Genomic DNA, 24,250 nt, shown 5'->3' with positions numbered 1-24,250 from the left:
ACATGAGCATCAGCGTCGAGGAGACCCCCATGACCGCAGCCGCCGTGCTGCACGACCCCCGCGGTCGGTACCCCGCCTACGACTTCAGCCGCCCCGCGCAGCTGGGCCGCGAGAGCACCCGCCATCTCGAAGCCGCGTTCGAGTCGTTCGCGCGGCTCTGGTCGTCGCAGCTCACCGCGAAGATCCGGGTGCGGGCGCACCTGTCGCTGGAGACCGTGGAGCTGGTGTCGTACGAGGAGTACGCGGCGACGCTTCCCGGGACGACGGCGATGGTGGCGGGGGCGTTCGCCGACCGCGACGAACCGTGCGTCGTGCAGTTCGGTCTCGACAGCGCGCTGCTGTGGGTCGTGCAGATGATGGGCGGACGCAGCACCTCTCTTCCCGAGGCCCGCACCTTCACCCCGATCGAGCTCGCACTGGTCCGCAACCTCATGGACGGCACCTTCGAGCACCTCCACGCGAGCCTCGGCGCGCTGCTGCCGGGCGAGCCGAGATTCGCGGCCGTGCACTACAACCCGCAGTACATGCAGGTCATCTCCGCCGCAGCCGCCGTGATCGTCGCGCGCTACACGATGCGGCTCGGTGAGACCGAGACGACGGCGACGGTCATGCTCCCCGCATCCGCCGTCGTCGACCGGCTCGCGGCCACCGGCTCCGATGCCTCGGCGGCGCACACGGCGCAGCACACGCTCGACCAGGTGCGCAGCGCTCCGCTCGAGGTGACCCTGCGCCTCGCACCGCTGACCATCGGCGCGGGGGAGGTGCTCGACCTCGCCCCGGGCGACCTGCTCCGCCTCCCGCATCCCGAGACCAGCCCGTACGAACTGGTGGCCGGTCGCACGCACCTCGCGCGAGCGACGCCCGGCAGCCGCGGATCGCGGCTCACCTGCAAGATCACGACCACCCACGAGGAGACCCACTGATGAGCACCTTCCACGAGACCGCCGTCGCCGCGGCGATTGCCGGCAAGCTGCCGTTCGGCTACCCGGTCATCCCCGCCCCCTCGACCGATCCGGGCGCGACGGGCGACGCGGTCGTCGTCACGTTCACCGGCACCCCCGGCGCACGCATCGCGATCCAGATCGCCGACCCGTCGCACCTGGAGGACGGCTCGGCCGCCGCGGACCTCGCCGACCGACTGCATCCGATCTTCGAGGCCGCGGTCGCGGTGCTCGGTGCCGGATCACTCGGGGACGGACGCCTGGTCGACGCCGCCGAGGTGTTCACGGATGCCGGCACGCAGATCTTCGATCTCGTCGACGCCGCAGGCACCGTCGTCGGCCGCACGTCGGTGCGCATCGAGGGCGATCGCGCGCCGGCACCCGCCGGACCGCAGCGACTGAGCCGCATCGCCGGCGTCGAGATGGAGCTCGTGGTCGAGATCGGACGCACCAGGATGCCCGTGCGCGACGTGCTGTCGCTCGAGCCCGGCCGGGTCGTCGAGCTCGACCGCGCGGCAGGCTCGCCCGCCGACATCAAGCTCAACGGACGGCTCATCGGCCACGGCACGGTCGTGGTCGCCGAGGGCGACTTCGCCATCCGCGTCGAGCGGATCCTCGACGGCGCCGAGACGGTCTGACCCATGGACGACCTGCTCGTCGCCCTGCGTGCGATCGTCGCCCTGGGGGCCGTGCTGGGCCTGCTGCTCTTTCTCAGCCGCCGCCTCCAGAAGAGCCAGACCAGGGGCACCAGCCCGGTGTCCGAGCTCGTGCCGAAGAAGCTGCTCTCGCTCGCGAAGCGGATGCCGTCACGACCGACCGCCGTGCCCCGCCCGCGTCCCGAGAAGATCACCGTCGTCGCCCGCTCCGGTCTCGGCGGCAAGGCGCAGCTCGTGGTCGCCGAATTCGGCGGTATCCGCTACGTCCTCGGAGTGACGGAGCAGGGCATCAGCGTCGTCGACACCCAGGAGGCTCCCGTGCTCGACGACGAGCAGCCGCAGGAGCTCGCCCCGTCGGCGGAGGAGCCACCGGACGACATCGTCGATCGGGCGCTGCGCTCCGTCGCCTGAGCGGGGAGGCCGCGGTTACGCGCGCCCCCTCCTGTCGCGATAGTCCACTTCGAGCACGGATCGCTCGACACCCCGGCTACGGATCGGCCACATCTCCCATCTTCGGAGTGCCTCCGTGCCCGCATCCGTGCCTCGCACCGCGCCGTCCGCGCGCGGACGGCGCCTCTCGCGCCGCAGCGGAGTGCTCCTCGCCGCCGCGCTCTGCGGCGCGGTCGTGCTGGTCCTGCTCTCCGCCACCGGCGCGCATGCCGCCACACCGCTCGTGCCGGCCGAGGTCGGCGACGGCGAGGGCGTGACGATCAACGGCATCAACGGCACGCCGTCCGACAGCATCATGACGCTGCTCGGCATCACCGTGCTGAGCGTGGCTCCGGCGTTGCTGCTCATGATGTCGAGCTTCACCAAGATCTTCGTGGTGCTGGCCCTCACCCGCAACGCCCTGTCGCTGCCGTCGATCCCGCCGAACCAGGTGCTGGCAGGGCTGAGCCTCTTCCTCACGCTGTTCATCATGTGGCCCGTCCTGACGGACATCAACGCGGTGGCGGTCGGCCCGTTCACAGCCGGCCAGATCGACTTCGGACGCGCCTTCGAGCTCGCGCAGGAACCGCTGCGCGCATGGATGCTCGCCTACACGCGTGAAGAGGACATCGCGCTCATGTACCGGGCGGCGCAGATGGACAACCCGACGGATGCCGCGAGCATCCCGCTGCAGACGCTCGTTCCCGCCTTCATGATCAGCGAGCTGCGTGCGGCGTTCCTCATCGGCTTCATCATCTTCGTGCCGTTCCTCGTGATCGACCTCGTGGTCGCCAGCGCCCTGATGTCGATGGGCATGATGATGCTCCCGCCGGTCATGATCTCGCTGCCGTTCAAGATCCTCCTCTTCCTGCTCATCGACGGATGGGGCATGGTGATCACGGCGCTCGTGCAGTCGTACAGCGGGGGTGGCGGATGAGCCCCGAGGCGGTCATCGACATCGGTCAGGCGGCGCTCATCGTCGGCGCGAAGCTGTGCGCGCCGATGCTCATCACCGCGCTCGTCGTCGGCTTCGCGATCTCGCTGCTGCAGTCGATCACGCAGGTCCAGGAGATGACGATCTCGTTCGTGCCGAAGCTGATCGCGGTCGGGATCGCGCTGCTCGTGAGCGGGCACTGGATGATCGCCGAGCTGATCGCGTTCACGAACGAGATGTTCGCGCGGATCCCGATGCTCCTGAACGGCGGCTGAGGCGCCCGATGAACATCCCGATCGACTTCACCTGGCTCGAGGCGACCGCCCTCGCCTGTGTGCGCATCACGGCCTTCCTCGTCATCGCGCCGCCGTTCAGCCACGGCACGATCCCGATGCGGATCCGCGCGATGCTCGGCGCAGGCCTCGCGCTCGCGGTCTCGCCGGTGGTGACTGACGGATACGAGCGCCTCGACACGGGGGGCTTCATGGTCGCTCTCGCGGGTCAGGCGCTCACCGGCGCGCTGCTGGGGTTCCTCGTTATGGTGCTGTTCAGCGCGATCCAGGGCGCCGGGCACCTGGTCGACACGTTCGGCGGCTTCCAGATGGCGCAGGCCTTCGATCCCGGCATGGCGATCAACGGCGCCCAGTTCACCCGGCTCTTCCAGATGACGGCGATCGTGCTCCTCTTCGCGTCCGACGGCTACCAGCTGGTGCTCAGCGGACTGTTCCGCTCGTTCGACGCCGTGCCGGTGACGGGCATGATCGATCTCGGCAAGCCGGCGGAGGCACTGGTCGGCGCGGCGTCGCAGATGATGCTCAGCGCCGTGCAGATCGCCGGTCCGCTGCTCATCGTCCTGTTCCTCGCCGATGTCGGGCTCGGCCTCGTGTCGCGTGTCGCCCCCGCACTGAACGCCTTCGCGATGGGCTTCCCGATCAAGATCGGCCTCACGCTGCTGCTCGTCGGATTCGTGTACGCCGCGCTGCCCGGCGTGGTGGCCGTGATCGCCGACGATGCCGTGAAGATGCTCCTGGGGGTGACCCGATGAGCGACGCGAGCAGCAGCGGCGAACGGACCGAGAAGACCACCGAGCGCCGCCTCAAGGAGGCGCGACGCAAGGGCCAGATCGGTCGCAGCCAGGACTTCACCGCGTGGGTGTGCATCGCGGCCGCCGCGGTGATGATGGTCCCGACGATCGCGTCCGGCACCCAGGTCGCGACCGAGCTGTTCCTCGGCGTCACGAGGGTGGCAGAGAATCCGACCGACGGTGCGGCGCTCGACGTCCTCGGAGAGGCGATCTCGTCGCTCGGCGGGATCCTGCTGCCGATGCTCCTCGTCGTGTTGCTCGCGACGACCGCGACAGCGGTGGCCCAGGGCGGCATCCATCTGCGGGGCGTGACGATGCGCACCGAGCAGTTCAACCTCGTCGCGGGCATGAAGCGGACCTTCGGGCAGCACGCCCTGTGGGAGGGGGCGAAGGCGCTGCTCAAGACGGTCGCGATCGGCGTCGCGCTGTGGATCGTCGTCTCCGGGCTCGTACCGGTGCTCATGTCGAGCGGCAGCCACAACATCAGCTGGCTCCTCGAGCAGGCGGCGGCCGGAACGGTCGCCCTGCTCCAGGTGGCTGTGGTGGTCGGCATCCTCCTCGCCGCGATCGATGTGGCCGTCGTCATGCGCCGCAACCGCAAGCACACCCACATGACGAAGCAGGAAGCGAAGGACGAGCACAAGAAGAGCGAGGGAGACCCGCTCGTGCGCTCGCAGCGACGGTCGCGGCAGATCGCCATGAGCCGCAACCGCATGATCGCCGCGGTGGGCGACAGCGACGTCGTGCTCGTGAACCCGACCCACGTGGCCGTGGCGCTGCGCTACGAGCCGGGCAAGTCCGCCCCGCGCGTGGTCGCGAAGGGTGCGGGGGTCGTGGCGCAGAAGATCCGCGAGCGCGCCGAGGAGGCCGGGGTCCCGATGATCCGCGACATCCCGCTCGCCCGGGCCCTGCACTCGGCGGTCGAGATCGGTCGGGAGATCCCCGAGGAGCTGTTCGCGGCCGTGGCGCAGGTGCTGGCGTTCATCGAGCACCTCAAGCGACGCGGATCCGCCAGGGGCACGCACACGATGCCCTTCTCGAGCACGAGGGAGCGGGGACTGTGAGAGACGACAATCGAAGGTGGAGCGCATGATCGGTCAGCTGCTGTCCAAGGCGGCGGTGCCCGTCGGAGTGGTGGGGATCATCCTCCTCCTGATTGTCCCGATCGCGACGCCGCTGCTCGATGTGCTCATCGTGCTGAACATCTCGTTCGCGCTGCTGATCCTGCTCACCGCGATGTTCATCAGGAAGCCGCTCGACTTCTCGGTGTTCCCCAGCCTCCTGCTGGTGGCGACGCTCTTCCGCCTGGGGCTGAACGTGGCGTCGACCCGTCTCGTGCTCAGCGAGGCGCATGCGGGTCAGGTCATCCAGGCGTTCGGTCAGATCACGATCAGCGGCTCGCTCGTCATCGGCGCGGTGATCTTCCTGATCCTCACCGTGATCCAGTTCGTCGTCGTGACGAAGGGCGCGGAGCGCGTCGCCGAGGTCGGCGCCCGCTTCACGCTCGACGCGATGCCGGGCAAGCAGATGGCGATCGACGCCGACCTGAACGCCGGCCTCATCACCGACACCGAGGCGCGCAGGCGCCGCGCGGAGGTCGGCGCCGAGGCGGACTTCTACGGCGCGATGGACGGTGCGTCGAAGTTCGTCAAGGGCGACGCCATCGCCGGCATCGTGATCGTGATCATCAACTTCGTCGGCGGCATCGTCATCGGCATGGTGCAGCACGGCATGGAGGTCGGAGACGCGCTCGAGACCTACAGCATCCTGACGATCGGCGACGGCCTCGTCACGCAGATCCCGGCGCTGCTCATGGCCGTCTCCACCGGCATGATCGTCACCCGCGAGAACGCCGAGGCGGAGATGGGACAGGCCGCAGGGCGTCAGCTCCTGCAGTCGCGCAACGCACTGGTGATCACCGGTCTCGCGGCCATCGCGATGGGATTCATCCCCGGCATGCCGCTTCTGGTCTTCCTGGCGATCGGGGGTGTGCTCCTGTTCGCCGCCTCGCGGGTGAAGGCGAACGAGGACCGTGATGCCGCCCTCGAAGCCGACGCGCTCCAGCAGGAGGCTGCCGAGGCCGGTGCGGAAGGACCGGAGGAGCTGATGGAGCGGATGCGGGTGCACGCCCTCGAGATCTCGCTCTCGCCCGACATCGTCGATCTCGCGGCCGGAGGATCGGGCGACCTGCTCACGCGGGTGAAGTCGCTGCGCCGCAAGCTCGCCATGGACATCGGCATCCTGATGCCCCCCGTGCGCACCCGCGACAACATCGACCTGCCCGCCCAGACGTACGCGATCCTCATCGCGGGCGTAGAGGTCGGGCGCGGCGCAGTCCCTCGCGGGCACGTGCTGGCGATCGGCACCGGACTCGAGCAGCTGCCGGGCACCGCCGTGGTCGACCCGGTCTTCGGCCTGGAGGGCAAGTGGGTGCCGGCAGAGATGTCGCACGCTGCGGACATGGCCGGCGCCACCGTGATCGACAGGGCCAGCGTGATCATCACGCACCTCTCCGATCTCGTGCAGAGCCAGGCGGACCGGCTGCTCTCGCTCGAGGATGTCCGCCAGCTCACCGAGCATCTCAAGCAGTCCAGCCCCGCGACGGTGGAGGAGCTCACCCCCGCCGTGTTGTCGCTCGCCGCGATCCAGCGCGTCCTCGCCGGGCTCCTCGCCGAACGCGTGCCCATCAACGACCTCGCCCGGATCTACGAGGCGCTGGTGCTGCGTGGCAGGACGTCGACCGAGACGGCCGGGCTGATCGACGCGGCGCGGGCCGCACTCGGCCCCGCGATCGCCGCACGGTTCGCCCTGGACGGCAGGATCCGCGTGGTCATGTTCGAGCCGATGCTGGAACAGCAGATGCTCGAGGGCATGCGCGTCGTCGACGGCCAGCCGCAGATCGTGCTGACGCCCGAGGCGACGATGCAGGTCCTCGAGAACGTGCGCCGCACGGTCGGAGAGCTCGATCAGTCGGGGCCCGAGCCGGTTCTCGTGTGCGCGCCGTCGCTCAGGCAGGCGGTCCGCCGGCTCGTCGCGCCGCAGATCAGCGGGCTCCCGGTGCTGTCGTACGACGAGGCCGCCGCCGGTGGGCTCGCCACCGACGTGGTGGGTGTCGTCCGCGCGACCCAGTCCGCGCTGCCGAGCACCGCGGGCTAGGCTGCGTCTTCCTCGTCTTCCTCGGCCCTTGCGCCTTCTGCTCATTTACGAGGGAATGAAGTATGTTGGCAGCAGGACGGCGTGACAGCGCTGCAGCCATGGAAGGCGGACACGAGCATGCTGGTACTGACGAGGCGGGCGAACGAGAGCATCGTCATCGGCGACGACATCACGGTGACCATCCTGGCGGTCACGCCCGGCGGTGTCCGGGTGGGGATCGATGCACCGCGCGACAAGCGCATCAACCGCGCGGAGATCGTCCTCGCGGTGGGCGACGCGAACCAGGAGGCCGTGCAGACATCCTCCGACGAATCCGCGCAGACCGCCCTCCTCGGTGCCCTCGGGCGCCTCGGCGGCACCCCCTGAGTCACCCCGATCGTCCTCCCGGCTGCGGGCGGGGAGTTACTGCGTCGTGATCTTGTCGCGATAGTCGTCCATGTGACGGGCGAACCCGTCACGACGACTCCGACTTGACGAGGTGACGTACCGTGGCCGCTCACGACCTGAGCATGCAACTGATGCGCGAGCGGGAGCTGCTCGAGCTGCTGCTCTTCAAGCTCGACGAGCAGCAGATGCTGCTCGCGACCGGCCGCAACCGATGGATCCGGCACGCCGTCAACGAGATCGAGCGGGTTCTGGCCGCCATGCCGACGGTCGCTCTGTCCCGCGACTCTCTCGTCGTCGCCGTGGCGGACGAGTGGGGCGTGCCCGACGCCCGTACGCTCCGCGAGCTGATCGACGCCGCACCGACAGACGCGTGGCGTGAGGTGCTCACCGGTCACCTCACCACGATGATCGCTCTCGCCGACGAGATCGAGCAGATGAAGCAGATCAACGAGCAGCGACTGCGCACGGCGATCCGCGTCACTCAGGAGACCATCGCCGGACTCGGCGTCCCCACCGGGGAGTACACCCACTCGGGAGACGTCGCGCGAGACGCGGACGCCCGGCTTCTCGACACTCGGATGTGAGGGGATCATGTCTTCATTCGCAGGGATCCGGCTCGCCGAGTCCGCTCTCTCCGCCGCTCGGGCGGGGATGACGGTCACCGGCCAGAACATCGCCAACCAGACCACGACCGGGTACACCCGCCAACGGGTCGATCAGGCGTCGGTCACCGCACCCGGACAGACCGGGCTGTGGAAGACGGGATTCGGCGTCGGAGCCGGCGTGAGCGTCACGGGTGTCGCCCGTCTCGGCGACAACGTGCTCGACGCCCGCGTGCGCGACGCGCTGTCGACCTCTGGATTCTGGAGTGCTCGCGCGACCGCGGCGGGTCAGGCGGAGGACGTGATGGCCGAGCCGACGAAGGACGGTCTGGCAGCGAACCTCAATCGCTTCTGGTCGGGCTGGTCGGACCTCGCCAACATGCCGGATGCCGCCGCCGCGCAGGTCGTTCTCACGAACTCGCAGGTGCTCGTCGGCCAGATCGCCGCCGGATACGAGACGATCGCCGGGCAGTGGACCGACCTCCGCGGCCAGGTCGACAGGGACATCGCCGACGTGAATGCGGTGTCCGGGCAGGTCGCCGCCCTGAACGGTCAGATCCGGGATGCGCTGCAGTCGGGTCGCAACGCCAACGAGCTGATCGACCAGCGCAATGTGCTCGCCCAGCAGCTGTCCACGGCCGTCGGTGCGAAGGGCGTCGTCGAGGCCGACGGCACGCTCACGCTCCGGCTCGACGGCAATGCACTCGTGTCCGCGGACACCAGCCGCGCCCTCGTCGTGAGCGGTCCTCGTGACCTCTCCGATGCAGGACGCATCAGCGTCGCATGGGCCGATCGCCCCGACGTGACGGTCGGCGTCGTCGGGGGAGTGGTGGGCGGCACGATCAGCGCCCTCGCGCCCGCAGCGGAAGGCGGCTCGCTGGCCGCCGTGGCCGCGGCGTACAACCAGACGGCCACCGCGCTCGCGACGGCCGTCAACGACATCCACCGCACCGGCGTGACACCGTCGGGCGCTCAGGGCGGCGACTTCTTCGCCCTCTCGGCGACGGGACCGGCCGCCCTCGGCCTGAGCATCGTCCCGACGAAGCTGGAGGAGCTCGCCCTCGCGGCACCGGGCGCCGGCGCCAAGGACACCACGATCGCCGACCGCATCAGCACCCTCGGGACAGCGGCGGGCGGACCGAGCAGGACCTGGTCGAGCTTCGTCACCGGATTCGCGGTGACGGTGGCCGGAGACCTGCAGCGGGCGGACATCGCCGACATGGGCGCCGTCGCCGCCATCACCGCGCAGCAGTCGAACTCGTCTGTCGACGGCGACGAGGAGACCGTGAACCTGCTCACCTACCAGACCGCCTATCAGGCCGCCGCCCGCGTGCTGACCGCCATGGACGAGGCACTCGACCTGCTGATCAACCGCACCGGCCTCGTCGGCCGCTGATCCTCGGAGACATCATGATCGGACGCATCACGAGCAGCACCATGACGCAGCAGTCGCTGCGCACGCTCCAGACCAACCTCGTCGAGCGAGAACGCCTGCAGAATCAGGCCGCCTCGCAGCGCGCGTTCCGCTCGCCCAGCGAAGACCCCGCTGCCGCGGCGACGACGCTCGGCGTGCACGGCGACCAGTCGAGGGTGGCGCAGTTCGCCCGCAATCTCAGCGACGGGATGGCGTGGGTCACGACCGTCGACACCGCGCTCGACGCCAGCACCGATCTGCTCAACCGTGCGCGAGACCTGACGGCGCAGGGCGCCAACTCCGGAGCTCTCAGCCCGACCGCGCGGGAGTCGATCGCCCAGGAGCTCGAGACCATCAGCGCGGAACTCCTCGCCCAGGCCAACACGACCGTGCTCGGTCGCAGCGTCTTCGCCGGCACGAGCGATGCCGCCGCTGCCTTCGAGCAGGGGACGTTCGCGTTCAACGGGAGCCCTGGCGACGGTGTGACGCGACGCATCAGCGACAACGAGACCGTGCGGGTCGACTTCGACGGCTCGCAGGCGTTCGGGGTGGGCGCGAACAGCGCATTCGCCCTCCTCGAGGACATCGCGGCGGAGCTGCGGGCCGGTGGGAACGTGGGTGCCCGCCTGGAGGACATCGATGCGCGCCTGAAGGACGTCGTCGCGGCGCGCGGTGCGGCAGGTGCCCGCCAGAGCCAGATCGAACGAGCCGCCGCACAGAACCAGTCGGTGTCGGTCGACCTCGAGGCGCGCCGGGCAGAGGTCGAGAACGTCGACAGCCTCGAGGTGCTCGTCCGCCTCGAATCCGCGGAGCTCGTCTTCCAATCCGCGCTGCAGGTGACGGCCAAATCGTTGCAGACCAACCTCCTGGAGTTCCTCCGATGACCACTCCCGCCACTGCCGCCGCCGCCAGCGCCGCTTCCGGCGCTCCCGTCGACTTCGCCTCGCCGATGCCGGGCCTCAGCCCGTACACGGCCTTCCGCCTCGAGGGCATCGAGGGTGCCGAGGGGCTGTACGCCCTGCGGGCCGCGGACGCGGACGTCCGACTGTTCCTGCTCGATGCGGGGTCGGGCGGATACGGCTATGAGCCGCAGATCCCCGACGTCGTCCGTGCAGAGATCGGCGCGGAGCACGAGGCCGATGCCCGGATCTTCGTCGTGGCGAACCCGGGGGGCGACGGGGTCTACCTCAACCTGCGGGCGCCGATCGTGATCCACCGCGACACGGGTCGGGCTGCTCAGGTGATCCTCGAAGACCAGTCGTACCCGATCCGGGCGCTTCTCGGCGCTGCAGACGACACCGCCGTCTGATTCCACCCGCGGCGCGCACCGAGGCGCGCAGCCCCGACACCCACAGGAGATCCCGGTGGTCGATCTGCGAGCAAGAACCCACGGCGCCGGCGCGACCAGGGCGGTGAACCTCGTCGTGCTGGCGTACGACGAGCGTGTCGCCGCCGGCGAGGACGGCGAGGTCACCACGCACTATCTCGACGCGCGGGTGCACCCCGGAGACCGCCGGGCGCCAGGCGAGACGGATCTCGCTCTCGTCCGCAGGACGGGCGCCAGGGCGATCTCGGGCTTCGACAACTCGGCTGCGTACTCGCCGACGCAGCTGGCGTCGATCGAGGAGGCAGCCGGTCCGAACGTCACGGAGTTGACGGATCCGAACGGGGCGATCGTCGGCCGGGGATACGGCGTTCGCGCGGACCTGCTCATCGCCGCCGGTCACGTCGTGGTGAACACCCGGACCGTCGAGCCGACGGCTCTCTCGGTCGCTCCTGACGGTGCCGGTCGCGACATCCGCTCGCAGATCGTCGCGTCGATGAGCGCGGCGCGCCGTGCCCGTGAATCGGCCGGGACGGCCGGCGGTACGGGCGCCGATCATGAGGAACCTTCGAGAGACGTCCTCTCCGTCTGAATCAGACGAAACGCGGATTCACCGCGTATACCAAGGAAGAGGGTTTATCCTCGAGGAGCACAGGCTGGGGTACTGGCACATCCCGGCGTCGTCGCAGGAGATTGGGACCTGCACACGTCGCGGACGCCGCTGGTAGGGGTACAGCGCACAAACGCTCGGCGACGAGCGAAACCACTGGGATGGTGAAGCACATGAGCACAACACGCGCGCTCGATGCGAACAGGGTGAGCAAGCGGGAATTCGTGCAGCGTTTCGCACGGCGGGGAGGGATCTCCGTCCACGCCGCGCAGACCGCGTACAACGCCATGATCGACGAACTGCTCGATCTGGTCGGTCAGGGCAACACGGTGACACTCACCAACTTCGGCAAGTTCTACCCGCAGACGCACAAGGGTCACCGCGTGCAGTTCTCGAAGGACGAGGGTGCCGGCGAGGTCAACGACTACACCGTCCTGAAGTTCTCCGCGACGCGCGAGGTGAACCGCCGCGTGAAGGTGAACGACTAGCGCACCGGATATGAACGTAAACGAGAATCCCCGACGGTTTCGGCCGTCGGGGATTTTCTGTGCGTCAGAACCCTCCGGCATGTAGTTGAATGGGAACCGGTCGCTGGGGAGTGATCGTATCGAGAGTCGCCGGCGGAGACTCTCACGATAGGGAAGAGGCGGATCCGGTGCCCCAGCGCGCGCGCAATCAGCTCGTGGTCGATCACCTGCACATCGTGGGAGCAGCGACGGCGCACGTCTCGTCGCGTCTGACCCACGTCTCCCGCGACGATCTCGCGTCGGCGGGTGCATTCGCCCTGGTTCGCGCAGCGGAGAAGTACGACGCCAGTCTCGGGATCCCGTTCGGCGCCTTCGCCAGGGGCCGCATCGACTGGGCGCTCAAAGACGAGCTGCGCTCGATGGACTGGGCGCCGCGCCCCGTGCGGGTCAGGGCCAGGCGGACCACCAAGGTCAGGGAGACCCTCACCACGACGCTCGGCCGCACACCGACCGTGGCGGAGATCGCCGCTGCGATGGGGGTCGATCCCGTCGAGGTGCGCGAAGGCCTCGCCGACGCCGAGCGTCTCATCCTGAGTCTGGACGCCGCAGACGAGGTCGAGATCGCGTGGACGGGACACCTGCCCGAAGACCTCGCCCTCACCACCGAGCGCGATGCCCTGCTGCATCGCGCCATCGACGCGTTGCCCGAACGCAAGCGGTCGATCATCCGCGCCGTCTACTTCGAGGACCGCACTGTCACGGAGATCGCAGAGGAGCTCGGGGTCTCGCACGCCGCCGTGTCGCAGCATCGCGCTGAAGGGATACGGATGCTGCGCGACGCCCTCGATCGTCATTACGCGGACGACGCCCGTGTGGTGACGCAGCGCGCGTCGCGGTCGTCGGCGCCTGCCATCGAGTCCTACCTCGAGCGCATCGCCGCGGGCGGCCAGCGTCTCACCCGCGCGCTGATGCCGTTGAGCATCGGCGTCTAGCGGCCGTCAGAGGCCGAAGCCGTACGCCGCCTGCCCGATGAGGGTGAGGGCGACCGACGTCGGATAGATCTCCGGCTCCTCGTCCTCGTCGTCGAGGAGCTCGAGTCTCGTGATCGGCACGAAGATCCCGCCGTCCGGCTCGAAGATGAGGTCCTTGGGCACGAACGACGCGAAGATCGACCGCGTCCCGTTGCGGAGTTCGAACGTGCGACCGACGTCCCCGCGCTCGAAGAGGTTCATCTCGACCTCCTCGGACCACACCTTGCCATCGGGGAAGCGCGCCTCGATCCGGTAGGTGCTCGGCTCGATCGACTTGATGTTGAGGTCCTCGACGACCTCCGAGAAGAGCGTGTCCGGCTGCTCGAGCTCGAACGCGATGGCGCGGAGGTGATCGTAGTTCAGTCGCGCCCGGCGCGAGAAGAGCGCGACGTTCTCGATCTCCTCCGGCGCGGCATGCGGAGCCTGATCCAGCAGGTACTGCCTGACCTCGTCCGGGCCGGGGTACTCGAAGCGCATGTGGTAGTGGAACCTGCCGGGGCGGTTCACGAGATACGTGCTGACGTCCGCCACGTCGTTGACGGTGAGGCAGTAGATGCGCTTCACCGACGAGAGGCCGTCGAACAGCGACAGGAACTGGTTCTGACGGTTCGATCCGTCGCCGTGTCCTCGGCGGCCCGCGGGGAACACCTTCTCGAACTCGTCCAGCACGATGAGGCACTCGTCGAGGCTGTCGAGGAATTCGACGATCCCGTCATGGTCCTCGGAGACGACGACCACCGGCAGCCCCTGTTCACGGGCCGCCGCGGCGACCATGCGGAGGAAGAGCGACTTGCCGATGCCCTTGTCGCCCGACAGCATCACGCCGAGACTGCGGTCCGAGAGAGCGTACGAGCGGAAGATCTTCGAGACCTTGCGGTCGCGACCTCCGTAGATCTTCTCCGCGCCGATCGTGAGGTCGTCGATCTTGACGAGGCTGAAGCCCTCTTTCGAGCTGAAATGCACGCGGTACGTGCCGAGAGGGAACACCTCATGGGTGCGCACGGCATCGTCGTAGACGCGGACGTGCCCGCCCGCCTCGATGTAAGTGCTTGTCACAGTCCTCCGCCTTCGCTCCCCGTACCTGTCTATCGGCAGGAACCCTCGAACCGTAAGACGAATCCGGAAAGAGGTGCCCGCCGGGCGTGTCGCGCCCCCTCGGCCACGCGCGCGAGTTCGCGACGATCGGGGGTCCGCAGAGGCGCCCGGACCAGTATTCTGAGCGGACAGCGGTGTGGGACCGCCCGGTCGGGGGACTGGTATGGACATGTCCACGGGGGACGAGGAGTCGGTCGTCGGCGAGATCGAGATCGAGGTCGAAGCCGCGCCACAGGGGCTCATGAGGTTCACCCTCGATGCGGCGGGGAAAGGGCGCGTCTGGCACTCGATGCTCATCGCGCACGACGATCAGGTGATCGGAGCCGCGTCGTCACCCGAGCAGACCGCGGAGCTGCTCGTCCGCGGCAGCATCGAGTGCGTCCGCGAGTTCATCCCCAGCCTCGAGGTCGGCGGCCTGACGATGCGCCCGGAGCGCGGTCCGAACGACAACGCGCAGATCGTCGCGGCGGGGGAGGCGCGCTTCCTCACGTCGGAATGGACCGCCGTGGTACGTGCACAGGGCGACGCACCGCCGGTCTGACGGTCGTTGCCTGATCGGCACACTGTTCTGCCCGGCGCGTCATTGTTCCGTCAGGTAGGCATCGACCAGAAGCGTCCCGCGGATTCCGCGCAGTGTCTCGACGATGCGGTCGATGCCGCGCGCGGACACAGTCGGCATCTGCAGATCATGGGGTCCGAGGGGTTCCAGCTTTCCTGTGCGGATGCGGACCACCTCCCATCCGGCGGCGCGGATCGCACGGTCCTTGCGACGATCGGTCTCCTCCCGGCGACCGACGTGCTCCAGACCGTGACGCCCCACGGTGTCGTACTCGATCGCCACTCGGAGCTCGGGCAGGACGATGTCCGGCCAGACCTCGGTATGACGGAAGAAGGGCCGCGCGACCTTGATCGCGTTGACGCCCGGGGTGAAGGAGATCCTCGCGGCCAGACCTGCGCGCAGCCTCGCCTCGGCGGCGGACGCGGGTGCCGGAGCGCACGCGCTGACGAACGCCTCGCCGGTCGGGAGCGGCGGCGTCTTCGTGCACAGCGGCGGCGCCGGCGGTTTCGGGCGCCGAGGTATCGCGCGGGCCTCACCGAGCACGACCGGCTGCGGTCGTGCCAGTGTGGAGCAGTCCGGGCACCACGACGATTGTCGTCGCACCCGCCCCGGACGCTCGCGCTGCTCGGTCGGCGTCGCCGCGAAGCGGTGCCCGACCCGGCATTCCCAGCACAGCAGGACGTCTGCGCCGAGCGGCACCTGCGACAGCGCGATGCCGTGGTTGAGCTCGGGGTGGTACTGGCGGATGAGCTCGGGGTACGCCGCCCACGCCGCGCGGTACGTGCCGACGGGGTACGGCACGTCGAGGCCGCGGGAGAACTGACGTCGCGCCCACCAGGCCTGCACGGGTTCGGTCATGTGCGGCACGGTACCCGTGGGCTCCGACACCGGAGCACCGCTCAGCCGTGACAGACTCGGCACCAGCAGCATTCCGATATCCGAACGGGAGCGACCATGGCACAGCGAGTCGTCATCAGCGGCGCATCAGGACTCATCGGCACGGCCTTGGCGTCGTCGCTGCGGCAGGACGGCGTGGAGGTCACGACCCTGGTGCGGCGCCCTCCGCGCGGAGCCGACGAGGTGCAGTGGTTCCCGGGCGAGCACGAGCTCCATCCCGACGTCCTCGCCGGCGCGGACGCCGTCGTCGCACTCGGCGGCGCGAGCGTCGGGCGGCTGCCGTGGACTCCCCGCTACCGCCGCGAGCTCATCGACTCGCGCATCACGACCACCCGCACGCTCGCCGCCGCCGTGCGGGAGCTCCACGAGGACTCCCCGTCTTTCGTCTCGGCATCCGCCGTCGGGTTCTACGGGTCGGCGCCAGGCAGGATCATCACCGAGGACTCGCGGGCGGGCGACACCTTCCTCGCGCGACTCTGCGTGCGGTGGGAGCACGAGGCGCGGCGGGCGGGAGACGACGTGCGGGTGGCGCTGCTGCGCACGGCGCCCATCATCCACCGTCAGGGGGTGCTCAAGCCGCTGATCCAGCTCACCCGGTTCGGTGTCGCCGGCCCCATCGGTCGGGGCACGCAGATCTGGCCGTGGATCTCGCTCGAGGACGAGGTCCGCGGCATCCGGCATGTGATCGATGAGAAGCTCCAGGGCCCCGTCAACTTCACGGGCCCGACGAAGGCGTCGGCCGACGACATCGGCCGGGCCCTCGCCCGCCGCATGCGGCGACCGTTCTGGCTGCCGGCTCCGAGTTGGGCGCTGCGGCTCGCGCTCAGCGCAGACGCTGCGGATTCGCTGCTCCTCTCGGATGCCGACGTGCAGCCCGCCGTGCTGCAGGCCTCAGGCTTCACCTTCACCCACTCGACGGCCGCCGCGGCGGTCGACGCGGCACTCTGAGGGCGCCGCGTCGACCGCTTCCGAGACGGAGGCCGAGCCTCAGCGCCCGTGCGGATCGCGGCTGTTGAGGGTGGCGACGACCTGGTCGTAGTCTCCACGCGCCTCGCCGTAGCGGAGGAACTTCACGTTCTCGACCTGGATCTCGGTCGCGTCCGGCTGCGTGGCGATCAGGTCGACGACCTCCGCGACGAAGTCCTCGAGCGGCATGGCGAAGTCGCTCGTCTCCTGACCCGGCATGAGGCCGGTGCGCACAGACGGCGGCTCCAGCTCGAGGACCGACACGCTCGATCCGGCCAGCTGCAGTCGCAGCGATTCGCTGAGCATGTGGATGGCGGCCTTGGTCGCGTTGTACGTGGGCGTGACCCGGAGGGGTGCGAACGCGAGCCCGGACGACACGGTCATGATCGTCGCGTCGGGCATCGAGCGCAGGTGCTCGATGAACGCCGCGATGAGACGGATCGGTCCGAGCAGGTTCGTGGTGACGGTCGCCTCCGCGGTGTCGAGGAAGCCCGAGGGCGTCGTCCAGTCCTCGCTGCGCATGATGCCGGCCATCGTGATGAGCACGTTGAGGTCGGGGTGCGCCTCGAGCACGGTGCGGGCGGCCTCCGTGATGCTCGCGGGGTCGGTCGTGTCGATCCGCTGGGTGCCGATGCCCGGGTTCGCCGCGGCGATCTCGTCCAGGATCTCGGCGCGGCGCCCGCCGACGATCACCGTGTTGCCACGCGTGGCGAGTTCGCGCGCCAGGGCCAGGCCGATGCCGCTGGTCGCGCCGGGGATGAAGATGGTGTTTCCGCTGATGTCCATGCGTCCACTCTTCGTCGCCGGGCGGCCCCGCTCCAGAGACGCCCGATCCGGGGATCCGCGGTCCCTGGATCCCCGTGGTCGCGCCAGGGGATACTTCTCGGATGGACAGAGACGCACTCGCCGAGTTCCTGGTGCGCCGACGCGAGCAGCTGCGGCCATCGGACGTCGGTCTCAGCGCGGGACCGCGCCGACGCACGCCGGGACTCCGTCGGGAGGAGGTCGCCCAGCTGGCGGCGATGTCCACCGACTACTACACGCGGCTCGAGCAGCGGCGTGGTCCGCAGCCGAGCGCCCAGATCCTGGCATCGCTGGCTCGGGCTCTCCGCCTGACGCCGGACGAGCGGGACTACCTGCATCGCGTGTGTGGCCACAGTGCGCCCGATCGCACGACCTTCACCGACTACGTGCACCCCGGGATGCTGCGGGTGCTCGACCGCCTCGACGACACCCCGACCTTCGTGGTGTCGGTGCTCGACGAGGTACTCGTGCAGAACGACGCCGCACGTGCCCTGCTGGGTGATGCGAGCGGCCTCACGGGACTCGAGCGCAGCGGGATCTACCGCTGGTTCGCGCACCCGGACGATGAGCGACGCCGCTATCCCGAGGCGGACCACGCCCACCGCGGACGGGTTCTCGTGGCCTCGTTGCGCTCTGCCTACGGAGCTCTCGGCGAGCGGTCCCGGGCGGGCGACATCGTCCGTGAGCTCCGGCCGCGGAGCGCCGAGTTCGCCGCCCTCTGGGAGGTGCACGAGGTGCAGCGGCGATTCGACGATCGCAAGGTGCTGATCCATCCCGAGATCGGCCAGATCGAGGTGGACTGTCAGGCGCTGTTCACCGAGGACGAGTCGCAGGCGCTGGTCGTCCTCACCGCGGCACCGGGCACGGATGCCGCGAGCAGGCTCGAGCTCCTCAGAGTGCTCGGGACGCAGCGGGTCTGACCGGGACCCAGCACGACACGCGCGCGCGATAGTCGTCGAAGTCCGCCCCGAACCTGGCCGCGAGATCCGCTTCCTCCAGCGGTCGCACGACGGTGTTCCACAGCACCGAGCCGCCCAGCGAGTACATCACCACCAGCCACGAGTCGAACAGCAGACCCACCGCCACACCCTGGGCGATCCCGGCCACGGCCATGGGGTTGCGCACGTACCGGTACGGTCCCGTCACGACCAGTCGGTTCGCCATCTGCGACGGCAGGGGAGTGCCCTCGCCGTCCGTCGACATCGTGACCGCCGACCAGACGCCCAGCGCGGTGGCGGCGGCGAGCAGAGCGGCGCCCGCGATCCGCGCGGTCACCGGCAGCTCGATGCCGAGCAGCCATCGCGATTCGACGAACGAGACGCCGAGCGGGATGAGGAGGAGGAACGTGCCCCAGAAGAAGAGCGTCTGCAGACCGGTGCGCGCCAGCAGGCGGTCGCGACCCACCGGGTCGGCCGATCGGAAGGCGAGTGGGCCCGTGACGAGCCATTCGACCGGTGCACGTCCCCAGAGGATGACGATCGCGGCCGCGATGCTCGCACCCGCGGCGCACACCATCAGCAGCGCTCCCCATCCCGCCATCGTGGTGACGGTCGCGTAGAGGGCCATGCCGGCGGCGACCAGCACGGTCCAGGGGACGGTGATCCACAGCGCCCAGCGGATGCCGACGGCGGTCAGCGCCGAGCCGACGACGAACAACGGGATGTCGAGCATCGCCATGAGCGGGAGCGGGAGCCCCCCGAGGGTCGCCGTGCGCACGGCATCCGACCCGAAGACGGCGAGCCACCACACCGCGCCGGCGAGCGCCTGGATGCCGAAGTACGCCCGGGCCGTCGTCGGAGTGATGCGGATACCGGCGACGACGAGCATCCCGTCAGTCTAGGAGCGGCCTCACGATTCCTCGTGCGTCGCGGGATCGGCGTCGAACAGCCGCCCGTCGCCGCGCCCCAGCGCCGTGATCGCCTCGACCTCGGTGGCCTCCAGGACGACCTCGCCCGCGGCGAGGTTCGACCGCTGGTGCTCGATCGACGATGCCTTGGGGATCGCGACCGTCTGCCGGGCCACATGCCAGGCCAGCACGGTCTGCGCGGGGGAGATGCCGTGCGCTTCGGCCACCTCGCCGATCACGGACTCGTCCAGCAGCTCCTTCGCACGACCCAGCGGGCTCCACGCCTCCGTGAGGATGCCGTGCTCCCGGTGGTAGGCCAGCTGCTCAGCCTGCGGGAAGTACGGGTGCACCTCGATCTGATTCACGACGGGACGCACCCCGGTCTCGCGTTCGATGCGCTCGAGGTGCTCCGGAAGGAAGTTGGACACGCCGATCTGACGCACCACGCCCCGCTCCTGCGCCTCCACGAGCGCCGCCCAGGCCTGCACGTACTCGTCCTGGCTCGGGTTCGGCCAGTGGATCAGGTGCAGGTCGGTGGCATCCAGACCCAGCCGCGACCGGCTCTCCTCGATGCTCGTGCGGGCCTTCGCCGACGGGTGGTGGCGGCCCGGGAGCTTGGTCGTGACGATCACCTCGGAGCGATCGACGTCCGAGCGCCGCACACCGCGGCCCACGGAGCCCTCGTTCTCGTAGTTGAACGCCGAGTCGATCAGGCGATATCCGGCGCCGATGGCCGTCGCCACGGCATCCGCTCCGGCATCGCCGTCGAGGGCGTAGGTGCCGAGACCGATCGCGGGGAGGACGAAGCCGTTGTGTGCCGTGAAATGAGGAAGAGCCGTCATGCCGTCAGCGTACGCTGGAGCCATGTCGGGAGCGGAGAGCATGGCGTCGGACGACACGGTGCCCGATAATGCGTCGCGGTGTCCGTGCGACTCCGGCGACACCTTCGGGGCGTGTTGCGGGCCCGTGCTCGCGGGCGCTCCGGCCCCCACCGCCGAGCGTCTGATGCGTTCGCGGTACACCGCTTTCGTCCTGCAGGATGACGTCTATCTGCTCGACAGCTGGCACGCATCCACGCGCCCCGACGAGCTCGAGCTCGACCGTGATCTGGAATGGCGACGGCTCGTGATCGTCGACCGTGTCGCGGGTGGTCCGTTCGATCGCGAGGGCGTCGTGGAGTTCGAGGCGTTCTGGTCGCAGGGCGCGCAACGCGGCTCGCTCCGCGAGCGCAGCCGTTTCGCGCGCGACGGCCGACGCTGGCAGTACGTCGACGGCCGGGTCGGGTGATGGCGGACGCCGGGTACCGAGTAGATTTGGAAGCGTGAACGCCAGCCCAGAACACCAGCGCATCCTGCTCGACGTCGCCGACCTGGACCGGCGCATCGCGCAGGCGGAACGCGCCCGCACCAAGCCCTCCCAGGCGGCCCGCATCGGCGAACTGGTCGCGATCCGGCAGGAGCAGCTGCGCGAGCTCACCGCACTCACGGGCACGCGCGACGACGTCCGCACCGAGCTCACCCGTCTCGAGACCGACGTCTCGTTGGTCGAGAAGCGCCGCGCCCGCGACGCCGAGCGCCTCGCGACGGCCACGAATCCCAAAGAGGCGCAGGCGCTCGAGCACGAGCTCGCCAGCCTCGCCCGGCGCCAGAGCGACCTGGAGGACATCGAGCTCGATGTCATGGGGCGGGTGGAGGATGCCGACGCGGCCGTCGCCGCGCAGCAGGCTCTGCTCGACACCACGACCGCTGAAGGTACGGCGCTGACCGCGCAGGCCAAGGCCGACGTCGCCGCCGCGACGGAACTCGGAGCGCAGCTCGCGCGGGACCGTGAAGCGGTCACCGATGCGCTGCCCGCACCTCTCCTCGCGGAGTACACCCGCCGTGCCGCCAACAGCGCCGGTGCGGCCCTTCTGACCCGCGGCACCTGCGAAGGCTGCCGGATCCTGCTCCCCGGCACCGACCTGAACGACATCCGTCGCTCGGCGGACGACGCCGTGGTCTTCTGCCCCGAGTGCGGCTGCATCCTCGTCCGGACCGAGGAATCCGGACTGTGAGGGCTGCGCCGCGAGCGCGCCGACGGTGAGTTCGCGGCGCCCGACAGAGCGCCGTGTCGCGCTGCTGGCGGCCGGGTCCGGTGCGTACGCGGCGATCGAACTCGATGCGCGAGGAGACGAGACCGGTCGGCTGGTCCTGCCGAAGGCCGAGCTCCCCGAGTGGGTGGCGGCTCAGGAGCGCGACGACCCGCCGCGCTGGGTCATCCGCAGCGCCCGTGACGTCTACCCGATGCTGCTCGAGGCGGGTGTGACGCTCGGGCGCACGCACGATCTGGTGCTCTGCCATGCGATCCTGCGCGACACCGATGCGGTCGCCCGCCCGCTCGCGCCCTCCGCGTCCTGGGTGCGCCGGGACCCGGTCGAGGAGGCGCCCGCGCTGTTCGACGTCGTGCATCAGCACGAGCCGGATGATCCCATAGCCGATGCCCTCGACCAGTACCGGGAGCAGCGTCGGGTCATCGATGCCGGCAAGGAGGGACGACTCGTCCTGCTGACCTCCGCGGAATCCGCCGGCGGCCTCATCGCGGAGGAGATGCGTGCTGCCGGACTGCCGTGGAATGAAGCGGTGCACGACGGCATCCTCACGGACATCCTGGGCACTCGTCCCGTGGCGGGGGGAACCCCTCGTCGCATGGTCGACGAGGGCGACCGGATCCGAGCGATCCTCGGCGATCCGACGTTGAACCTCGAGAGCCAGCCGAAGCTCCTGCGGGCCCTGCACCGCGTCGGCGTCCCGGTCGACTCGACGAGTCGCTGGGAGCTGGCGCAGCACACCCACCCCGTGGTCGCGCCGCTGCTCGCATACAAGAAGCTCTCCCGTCTGCTCAGCGCCAACGGCTGGGCCTGGCTCGCCGAGTGGGTCCACGAAGGACGCTTCCGGCCGGTCTACATCCCGGGCGGGGTCGTCACGGGGCGATGGGCGTCCGCCGGCGGCGGGGCGCTGCAGCTGCCACGCGCACTCAGGGCCGCGGTGCGGGCCGACGACGGGTGGACCCTCGTCGTCGCCGACGTCGCCCAGCTTGAGCCGCGGATGCTCGCGGCGATGGCGGGCGACAGGGCCATGGCGCGCGCCGCGCAGGGGCGTGACCTGTACGCGGGCGTCGTGGAATCCGGTGCGGTGGCGAGTCGCGAGGAGGCCAAGTACGCCGTGCTCGGAGCCATGTACGGCGCCACCACGGGCGACAGCGGGCGTCTGGTGCCCCGGCTTCGAAAGGTCTATCCGCGCGCGATGGCGCTGGTCGACAAGGCGGCGAGGATCGGCGAGGACGGCGGCGTCGTGTCCACGTGGCTGGGCCGCTCGTCACCGCGACCCTCCACCGAGTGGTCCGAGCTGCAGTCGCGAGCCACCGACGCCGACGCCGAACCCGCCGAGGTCGCCGTCGCACGTCGTCGAGCGCGCGACTGGGGTCGCTTCACGCGCAACTTCGTCGTGCAGGGGACCGCCGCCGAGTGGTCGCTGATCTGGCTGGCCGAGATCCGCCACCGCCTGCAGCGGCTTCCCGAGGCGGAGCGTCCGGCGCCGGCATCGGGCCCGTTCGGCAGGCGGGGCCATCTCGCCTTCTTCCTGCACGACGAGGTGATCCTCCACGTCCCGATCGAGCAGGCCGAAGCCGCGGCGGATGCCGTGCGCGAGGCGGCGGCGGTGGCCACACGTCGCCTGTTCGGCGACTTCCCGATCGACGTGCCGCTGGATCTCAGGATCGCGGAGTCCGCGGAGAAGTGACGCGGCCCGCGTAGACTGGATGCTGCGAATGGGTCGACTGGACGGTCGCGTGGCGGGCAACCGCACCGAGGAACGTCCGGGCTCCTCAGGGCAGGACGGTGGGTAACGCCCACCCGGAGCAATCCGCGAGAAAGTGCCACAGAGAGCAGACCGCCCCGCAAGGGGTAAGGGTGAAAGGGTGGTGTAAGAGACCACCGGGGGCCATGGTGACATGGCCCGCCAGGTAAACCTCGTCCGGAGCAAGGTCAGACAGAGGATGTTGACGCGGCTCGCCGAGTCCTCGGGTAGACCGCTAGAGTGCCACGGCAACGTGTCGCCGAGAGAGATGGCCGTCGAAGGGGCGAAGAACCCCGGAACAGAACCCGGCGTACAGGTCGGCCCATTCGCCTGGACGTGCAGAAGGCCCCGCCGGATCGGCGGGGCCTTCTCGTGTCTAGGGTCGGACGGGCACCGGGTCAGTCGCCGGCGAGCGACGCGGCGCCGATGATGCCTGAGTTGTTGCGGTGGATCGCGGGGACGATCGGCGTCTTGAGGTCGAGCAGCGGCAGGAAGTCGCCTGCATTCTTCGACACGCCTCCGCCGACGACGAACAGGTCGGGGCTGAAGAGGAACTCGATGTGCGAGTAGAACGCCTGCAGGCGCTCGGCCCACTCGGACCAGCTCAGGTTCTCGCGCTCGCGTGCCGAAGTCGCGGCGTACGTTTCGACCGACTCGTACTCGCCGAAGTTCAGGTGACCGAGCTCCGTGTTCGGCAGCAGCACGCCGTCGTAGAGGAACGCCGAGCCGATGCCTGTGCCGAGCGTGGTGAGCAGCGTGAAGCCGCGCACATCTCGCGCTGCGCCGTGACGCGCCTCGGCGACACCGGCGGCATCCGCATCGTTCACGAAGACGATGTTGCGGCCGAGTCCGTCGCGGAAGAACCGCTCGGCATCGAAGTCCAGCCACTCCTTCGAGACGTTCGCCGCCGAGAGGGTCTTGCCGCGCTTGACGATCGCGGGGAATGCGACGCCGAGCGGAAGCGTGGAGTCGTGGACGTCGAGGGTCTTGAGGACGGTCTGGACCGCCTGCAGGACGTCCTGCGGCGAGGCTCCCTCGGGAGTCGGTACGCGCACCCTGTCGGATGCCATGATGCCGTGCTCGAGGTCGACGATGCCTGCCTTGATACCCGTGCCGCCGATGTCGACGCCGATCGCTTTTGCCATGGTCGATAGCTTAGCGACCGCCGTCAGCGCCAGTAGGATCGATGACACCACGTGATGAAGGGGAGCGGCC

28 protein-coding genes and 1 other RNA gene are annotated in these 24,250 nt (G+C 69.6%); 23 read left to right on the top strand and 6 right to left on the bottom strand.

What is annotated here, in order from left to right:
* Positions 1 to 2 precede the first annotated feature (2 nt).
* The 16 genes from BN2660_RS14820 to BN2660_RS14745 all read left to right on the top strand — a co-directional run bounded on the left by BN2660_RS14820 (position 3) and on the right by BN2660_RS14745 (position 12,996).
* Positions 3 to 923, top strand: coding sequence for a flagellar motor switch protein FliM (locus tag BN2660_RS14820; protein WP_091233986.1), 921 nt, complete (start codon positions 3 to 5; stop codon positions 921 to 923).
* Positions 923 to 1,579, top strand: coding sequence for a FliM/FliN family flagellar motor switch protein (locus BN2660_RS14815; protein ID WP_091233982.1), 657 nt, complete (start codon positions 923 to 925; stop codon positions 1,577 to 1,579). Before BN2660_RS14820 ends, BN2660_RS14815 begins: the two co-directional genes overlap by 1 nt.
* 3 nt (positions 1,580 to 1,582) lie before the next feature.
* On the top strand, positions 1,583 to 2,008 hold the full coding sequence (locus tag BN2660_RS16820) for a flagellar biosynthetic protein FliO (RefSeq protein WP_091233979.1): 426 nt from the start codon (positions 1,583 to 1,585) through the stop codon (positions 2,006 to 2,008).
* A gap of 181 nt (positions 2,009 to 2,189) precedes the next feature.
* On the top strand, positions 2,190 to 2,963 hold the full coding sequence (fliP, locus tag BN2660_RS14805) for a flagellar type III secretion system pore protein FliP (RefSeq protein WP_255305225.1): 774 nt from the start codon (positions 2,190 to 2,192) through the stop codon (positions 2,961 to 2,963).
* Positions 2,960 to 3,235, top strand: a complete 276-nt coding sequence (gene fliQ, locus BN2660_RS14800; RefSeq protein WP_091233976.1) for a flagellar biosynthesis protein FliQ — start codon at positions 2,960 to 2,962, stop codon at positions 3,233 to 3,235. Before fliP ends, fliQ begins: the two co-directional genes overlap by 4 nt.
* 8 nt (positions 3,236 to 3,243) lie before the next feature.
* On the top strand, positions 3,244 to 4,005 hold the full coding sequence (locus tag BN2660_RS14795; protein ID WP_091233973.1) for a flagellar biosynthetic protein FliR: 762 nt from the start codon (positions 3,244 to 3,246) through the stop codon (positions 4,003 to 4,005).
* Positions 4,002 to 5,108, top strand: coding sequence for an EscU/YscU/HrcU family type III secretion system export apparatus switch protein (locus BN2660_RS14790; protein ID WP_091233971.1), 1,107 nt, complete (start codon positions 4,002 to 4,004; stop codon positions 5,106 to 5,108). Before BN2660_RS14795 ends, BN2660_RS14790 begins: the two co-directional genes overlap by 4 nt.
* Positions 5,109 to 5,133: 25 nt before the next feature.
* The gene (locus BN2660_RS14785; protein WP_091234840.1) at positions 5,134 to 7,200 is read left to right on the top strand and encodes a flagellar biosynthesis protein FlhA; all 2,067 of its coding nucleotides are present in this window, start codon (positions 5,134 to 5,136) and stop codon (positions 7,198 to 7,200) included.
* Positions 7,201 to 7,317: 117 nt separating this feature from the next.
* On the top strand, positions 7,318 to 7,566 hold the full coding sequence (gene csrA, locus BN2660_RS14780; protein ID WP_091234836.1) for a carbon storage regulator CsrA: 249 nt from the start codon (positions 7,318 to 7,320) through the stop codon (positions 7,564 to 7,566).
* Positions 7,567 to 7,688: 122 nt separating this feature from the next.
* The gene (flgN, locus tag BN2660_RS14775) at positions 7,689 to 8,171 is read left to right on the top strand and encodes a flagellar export chaperone FlgN (protein ID WP_091233969.1); all 483 of its coding nucleotides are present in this window, start codon (positions 7,689 to 7,691) and stop codon (positions 8,169 to 8,171) included.
* A gap of 7 nt (positions 8,172 to 8,178) precedes the next feature.
* Positions 8,179 to 9,585: a flagellar hook-associated protein FlgK gene (flgK, locus tag BN2660_RS14770; RefSeq protein WP_091233966.1), complete on the top strand. Its 1,407-nt coding sequence runs from the start codon at positions 8,179 to 8,181 to the stop codon at positions 9,583 to 9,585.
* 14 nt (positions 9,586 to 9,599) lie between these two features.
* Positions 9,600 to 10,487 (top strand): flagellar hook-associated protein FlgL, encoded by an 888-nt coding sequence (flgL, locus tag BN2660_RS14765; RefSeq protein WP_255305201.1) that lies wholly within the window; start codon positions 9,600 to 9,602, stop codon positions 10,485 to 10,487.
* A complete protein-coding gene (gene fliW, locus BN2660_RS14760; protein WP_091233962.1) occupies positions 10,484 to 10,912 on the top strand; it encodes a flagellar assembly protein FliW in 429 nt (142 codons plus the stop codon). The genes flgL and fliW overlap by 4 nt, the downstream gene beginning before the upstream one ends.
* Before the next feature lie 55 nt (positions 10,913 to 10,967).
* Positions 10,968 to 11,519 (top strand): hypothetical protein, encoded by a 552-nt coding sequence (locus tag BN2660_RS14755; RefSeq protein WP_091233959.1) that lies wholly within the window; start codon positions 10,968 to 10,970, stop codon positions 11,517 to 11,519.
* A 191-nt stretch (positions 11,520 to 11,710) separates the two neighbouring features.
* Positions 11,711 to 12,025 (top strand): HU family DNA-binding protein, encoded by a 315-nt coding sequence (locus BN2660_RS14750; protein ID WP_091234829.1) that lies wholly within the window; start codon positions 11,711 to 11,713, stop codon positions 12,023 to 12,025.
* Between the two features lie 167 nt (positions 12,026 to 12,192).
* On the top strand, positions 12,193 to 12,996 hold the full coding sequence (locus BN2660_RS14745) for a sigma-70 family RNA polymerase sigma factor (RefSeq protein WP_091233956.1): 804 nt from the start codon (positions 12,193 to 12,195) through the stop codon (positions 12,994 to 12,996).
* A gap of 6 nt (positions 12,997 to 13,002) precedes the next feature.
* Here BN2660_RS14745 and BN2660_RS14740 read toward each other — a convergent pair whose 3' ends face one another.
* On the bottom strand, positions 13,003 to 14,091 hold the full coding sequence (locus tag BN2660_RS14740) for an AAA family ATPase (RefSeq protein WP_176697226.1): 1,089 nt from the start codon (positions 14,089 to 14,091) through the stop codon (positions 13,003 to 13,005).
* A gap of 202 nt (positions 14,092 to 14,293) precedes the next feature.
* Between BN2660_RS14740 and BN2660_RS14735 the strand changes: the two genes are divergently transcribed.
* Entirely contained in the window at positions 14,294 to 14,671 is a 378-nt protein-coding gene (locus BN2660_RS14735) for a hypothetical protein (RefSeq protein WP_176697225.1), read from the top strand.
* Positions 14,672 to 14,710: 39 nt separating this feature from the next.
* On the opposite strand, the gene BN2660_RS14730 is transcribed toward BN2660_RS14735, so the two are convergent.
* The gene (locus BN2660_RS14730) at positions 14,711 to 15,547 is read right to left on the bottom strand and encodes a zinc-ribbon domain-containing protein (RefSeq protein WP_091234824.1); all 837 of its coding nucleotides are present in this window, start codon (positions 15,545 to 15,547) and stop codon (positions 14,711 to 14,713) included.
* Positions 15,548 to 15,643: 96 nt separating this feature from the next.
* Here BN2660_RS14730 and BN2660_RS14725 point away from each other — a divergent pair, with 96 nt between their 5' ends.
* Positions 15,644 to 16,534, top strand: coding sequence for a TIGR01777 family oxidoreductase (locus tag BN2660_RS14725; RefSeq protein WP_091233948.1), 891 nt, complete (start codon positions 15,644 to 15,646; stop codon positions 16,532 to 16,534).
* Between the two features lie 39 nt (positions 16,535 to 16,573).
* Here BN2660_RS14725 and BN2660_RS14720 read toward each other — a convergent pair whose 3' ends face one another.
* A complete protein-coding gene (locus tag BN2660_RS14720; RefSeq protein WP_091233945.1) occupies positions 16,574 to 17,338 on the bottom strand; it encodes an SDR family oxidoreductase in 765 nt (254 codons plus the stop codon).
* A 101-nt stretch (positions 17,339 to 17,439) separates the two neighbouring features.
* On the opposite strand from BN2660_RS14720, the gene BN2660_RS14715 reads away from it, so the two are divergent.
* On the top strand, positions 17,440 to 18,276 hold the full coding sequence (locus BN2660_RS14715) for a helix-turn-helix transcriptional regulator (protein WP_091233942.1): 837 nt from the start codon (positions 17,440 to 17,442) through the stop codon (positions 18,274 to 18,276).
* Here BN2660_RS14715 and BN2660_RS14710 read toward each other — a convergent pair.
* Together BN2660_RS14710 and BN2660_RS14705 are read right to left on the bottom strand one after the other, a co-directional pair.
* Positions 18,248 to 19,183: a methyltransferase family protein gene (locus tag BN2660_RS14710; RefSeq protein ID WP_091233939.1), complete on the bottom strand. Its 936-nt coding sequence runs from the start codon at positions 19,181 to 19,183 to the stop codon at positions 18,248 to 18,250. The genes BN2660_RS14715 and BN2660_RS14710 overlap by 29 nt on opposite strands.
* A gap of 21 nt (positions 19,184 to 19,204) precedes the next feature.
* A complete protein-coding gene (locus tag BN2660_RS14705) occupies positions 19,205 to 20,044 on the bottom strand; it encodes an aldo/keto reductase (RefSeq protein ID WP_091234819.1) in 840 nt (279 codons plus the stop codon).
* Positions 20,045 to 20,084: 40 nt separating this feature from the next.
* Here BN2660_RS14705 and BN2660_RS14700 point away from each other — a divergent pair, with 40 nt between their 5' ends.
* The 4 genes from BN2660_RS14700 (at position 20,085) to rnpB (ending at position 23,364) form a co-directional block, all read left to right on the top strand.
* Positions 20,085 to 20,489 (top strand): YchJ family protein, encoded by a 405-nt coding sequence (locus tag BN2660_RS14700; RefSeq protein WP_091233936.1) that lies wholly within the window; start codon positions 20,085 to 20,087, stop codon positions 20,487 to 20,489.
* Between the two features lie 34 nt (positions 20,490 to 20,523).
* Positions 20,524 to 21,255 carry a zinc ribbon domain-containing protein gene (locus BN2660_RS14695; RefSeq protein WP_091233933.1) on the top strand — a complete coding sequence of 244 codons (732 nt, stop codon included), beginning with the start codon at positions 20,524 to 20,526 and terminating at the stop codon, positions 21,253 to 21,255.
* Positions 21,256 to 21,280: 25 nt separating this feature from the next.
* The gene (locus BN2660_RS14690) at positions 21,281 to 22,978 is read left to right on the top strand and encodes a bifunctional 3'-5' exonuclease/DNA polymerase (protein WP_255305200.1); all 1,698 of its coding nucleotides are present in this window, start codon (positions 21,281 to 21,283) and stop codon (positions 22,976 to 22,978) included.
* Between the two features lie 29 nt (positions 22,979 to 23,007).
* An RNA gene (rnpB, locus tag BN2660_RS14685) (RNase P RNA component class A) lies at positions 23,008 to 23,364 on the top strand.
* Positions 23,365 to 23,433: 69 nt separating this feature from the next.
* Here rnpB and ppgK read toward each other — a convergent pair.
* Positions 23,434 to 24,180, bottom strand: a complete 747-nt coding sequence (gene ppgK, locus BN2660_RS14680; protein WP_091233930.1) for a polyphosphate--glucose phosphotransferase — start codon at positions 24,178 to 24,180, stop codon at positions 23,434 to 23,436.
* Between the last annotated feature and the right edge of the window lie 70 nt (positions 24,181 to 24,250).

Origin of the sequence: Microbacterium sp. 3J1 (genome assembly GCF_001049495.1) — a bacterium.
In the GTDB taxonomy this organism is placed as follows: domain Bacteria; phylum Actinomycetota; class Actinomycetes; order Actinomycetales; family Microbacteriaceae; genus Microbacterium.
The sequence above is the reverse complement of the archived record's forward strand: the minus strand, read 5'-3'. Positions and strand labels throughout refer to the sequence as shown.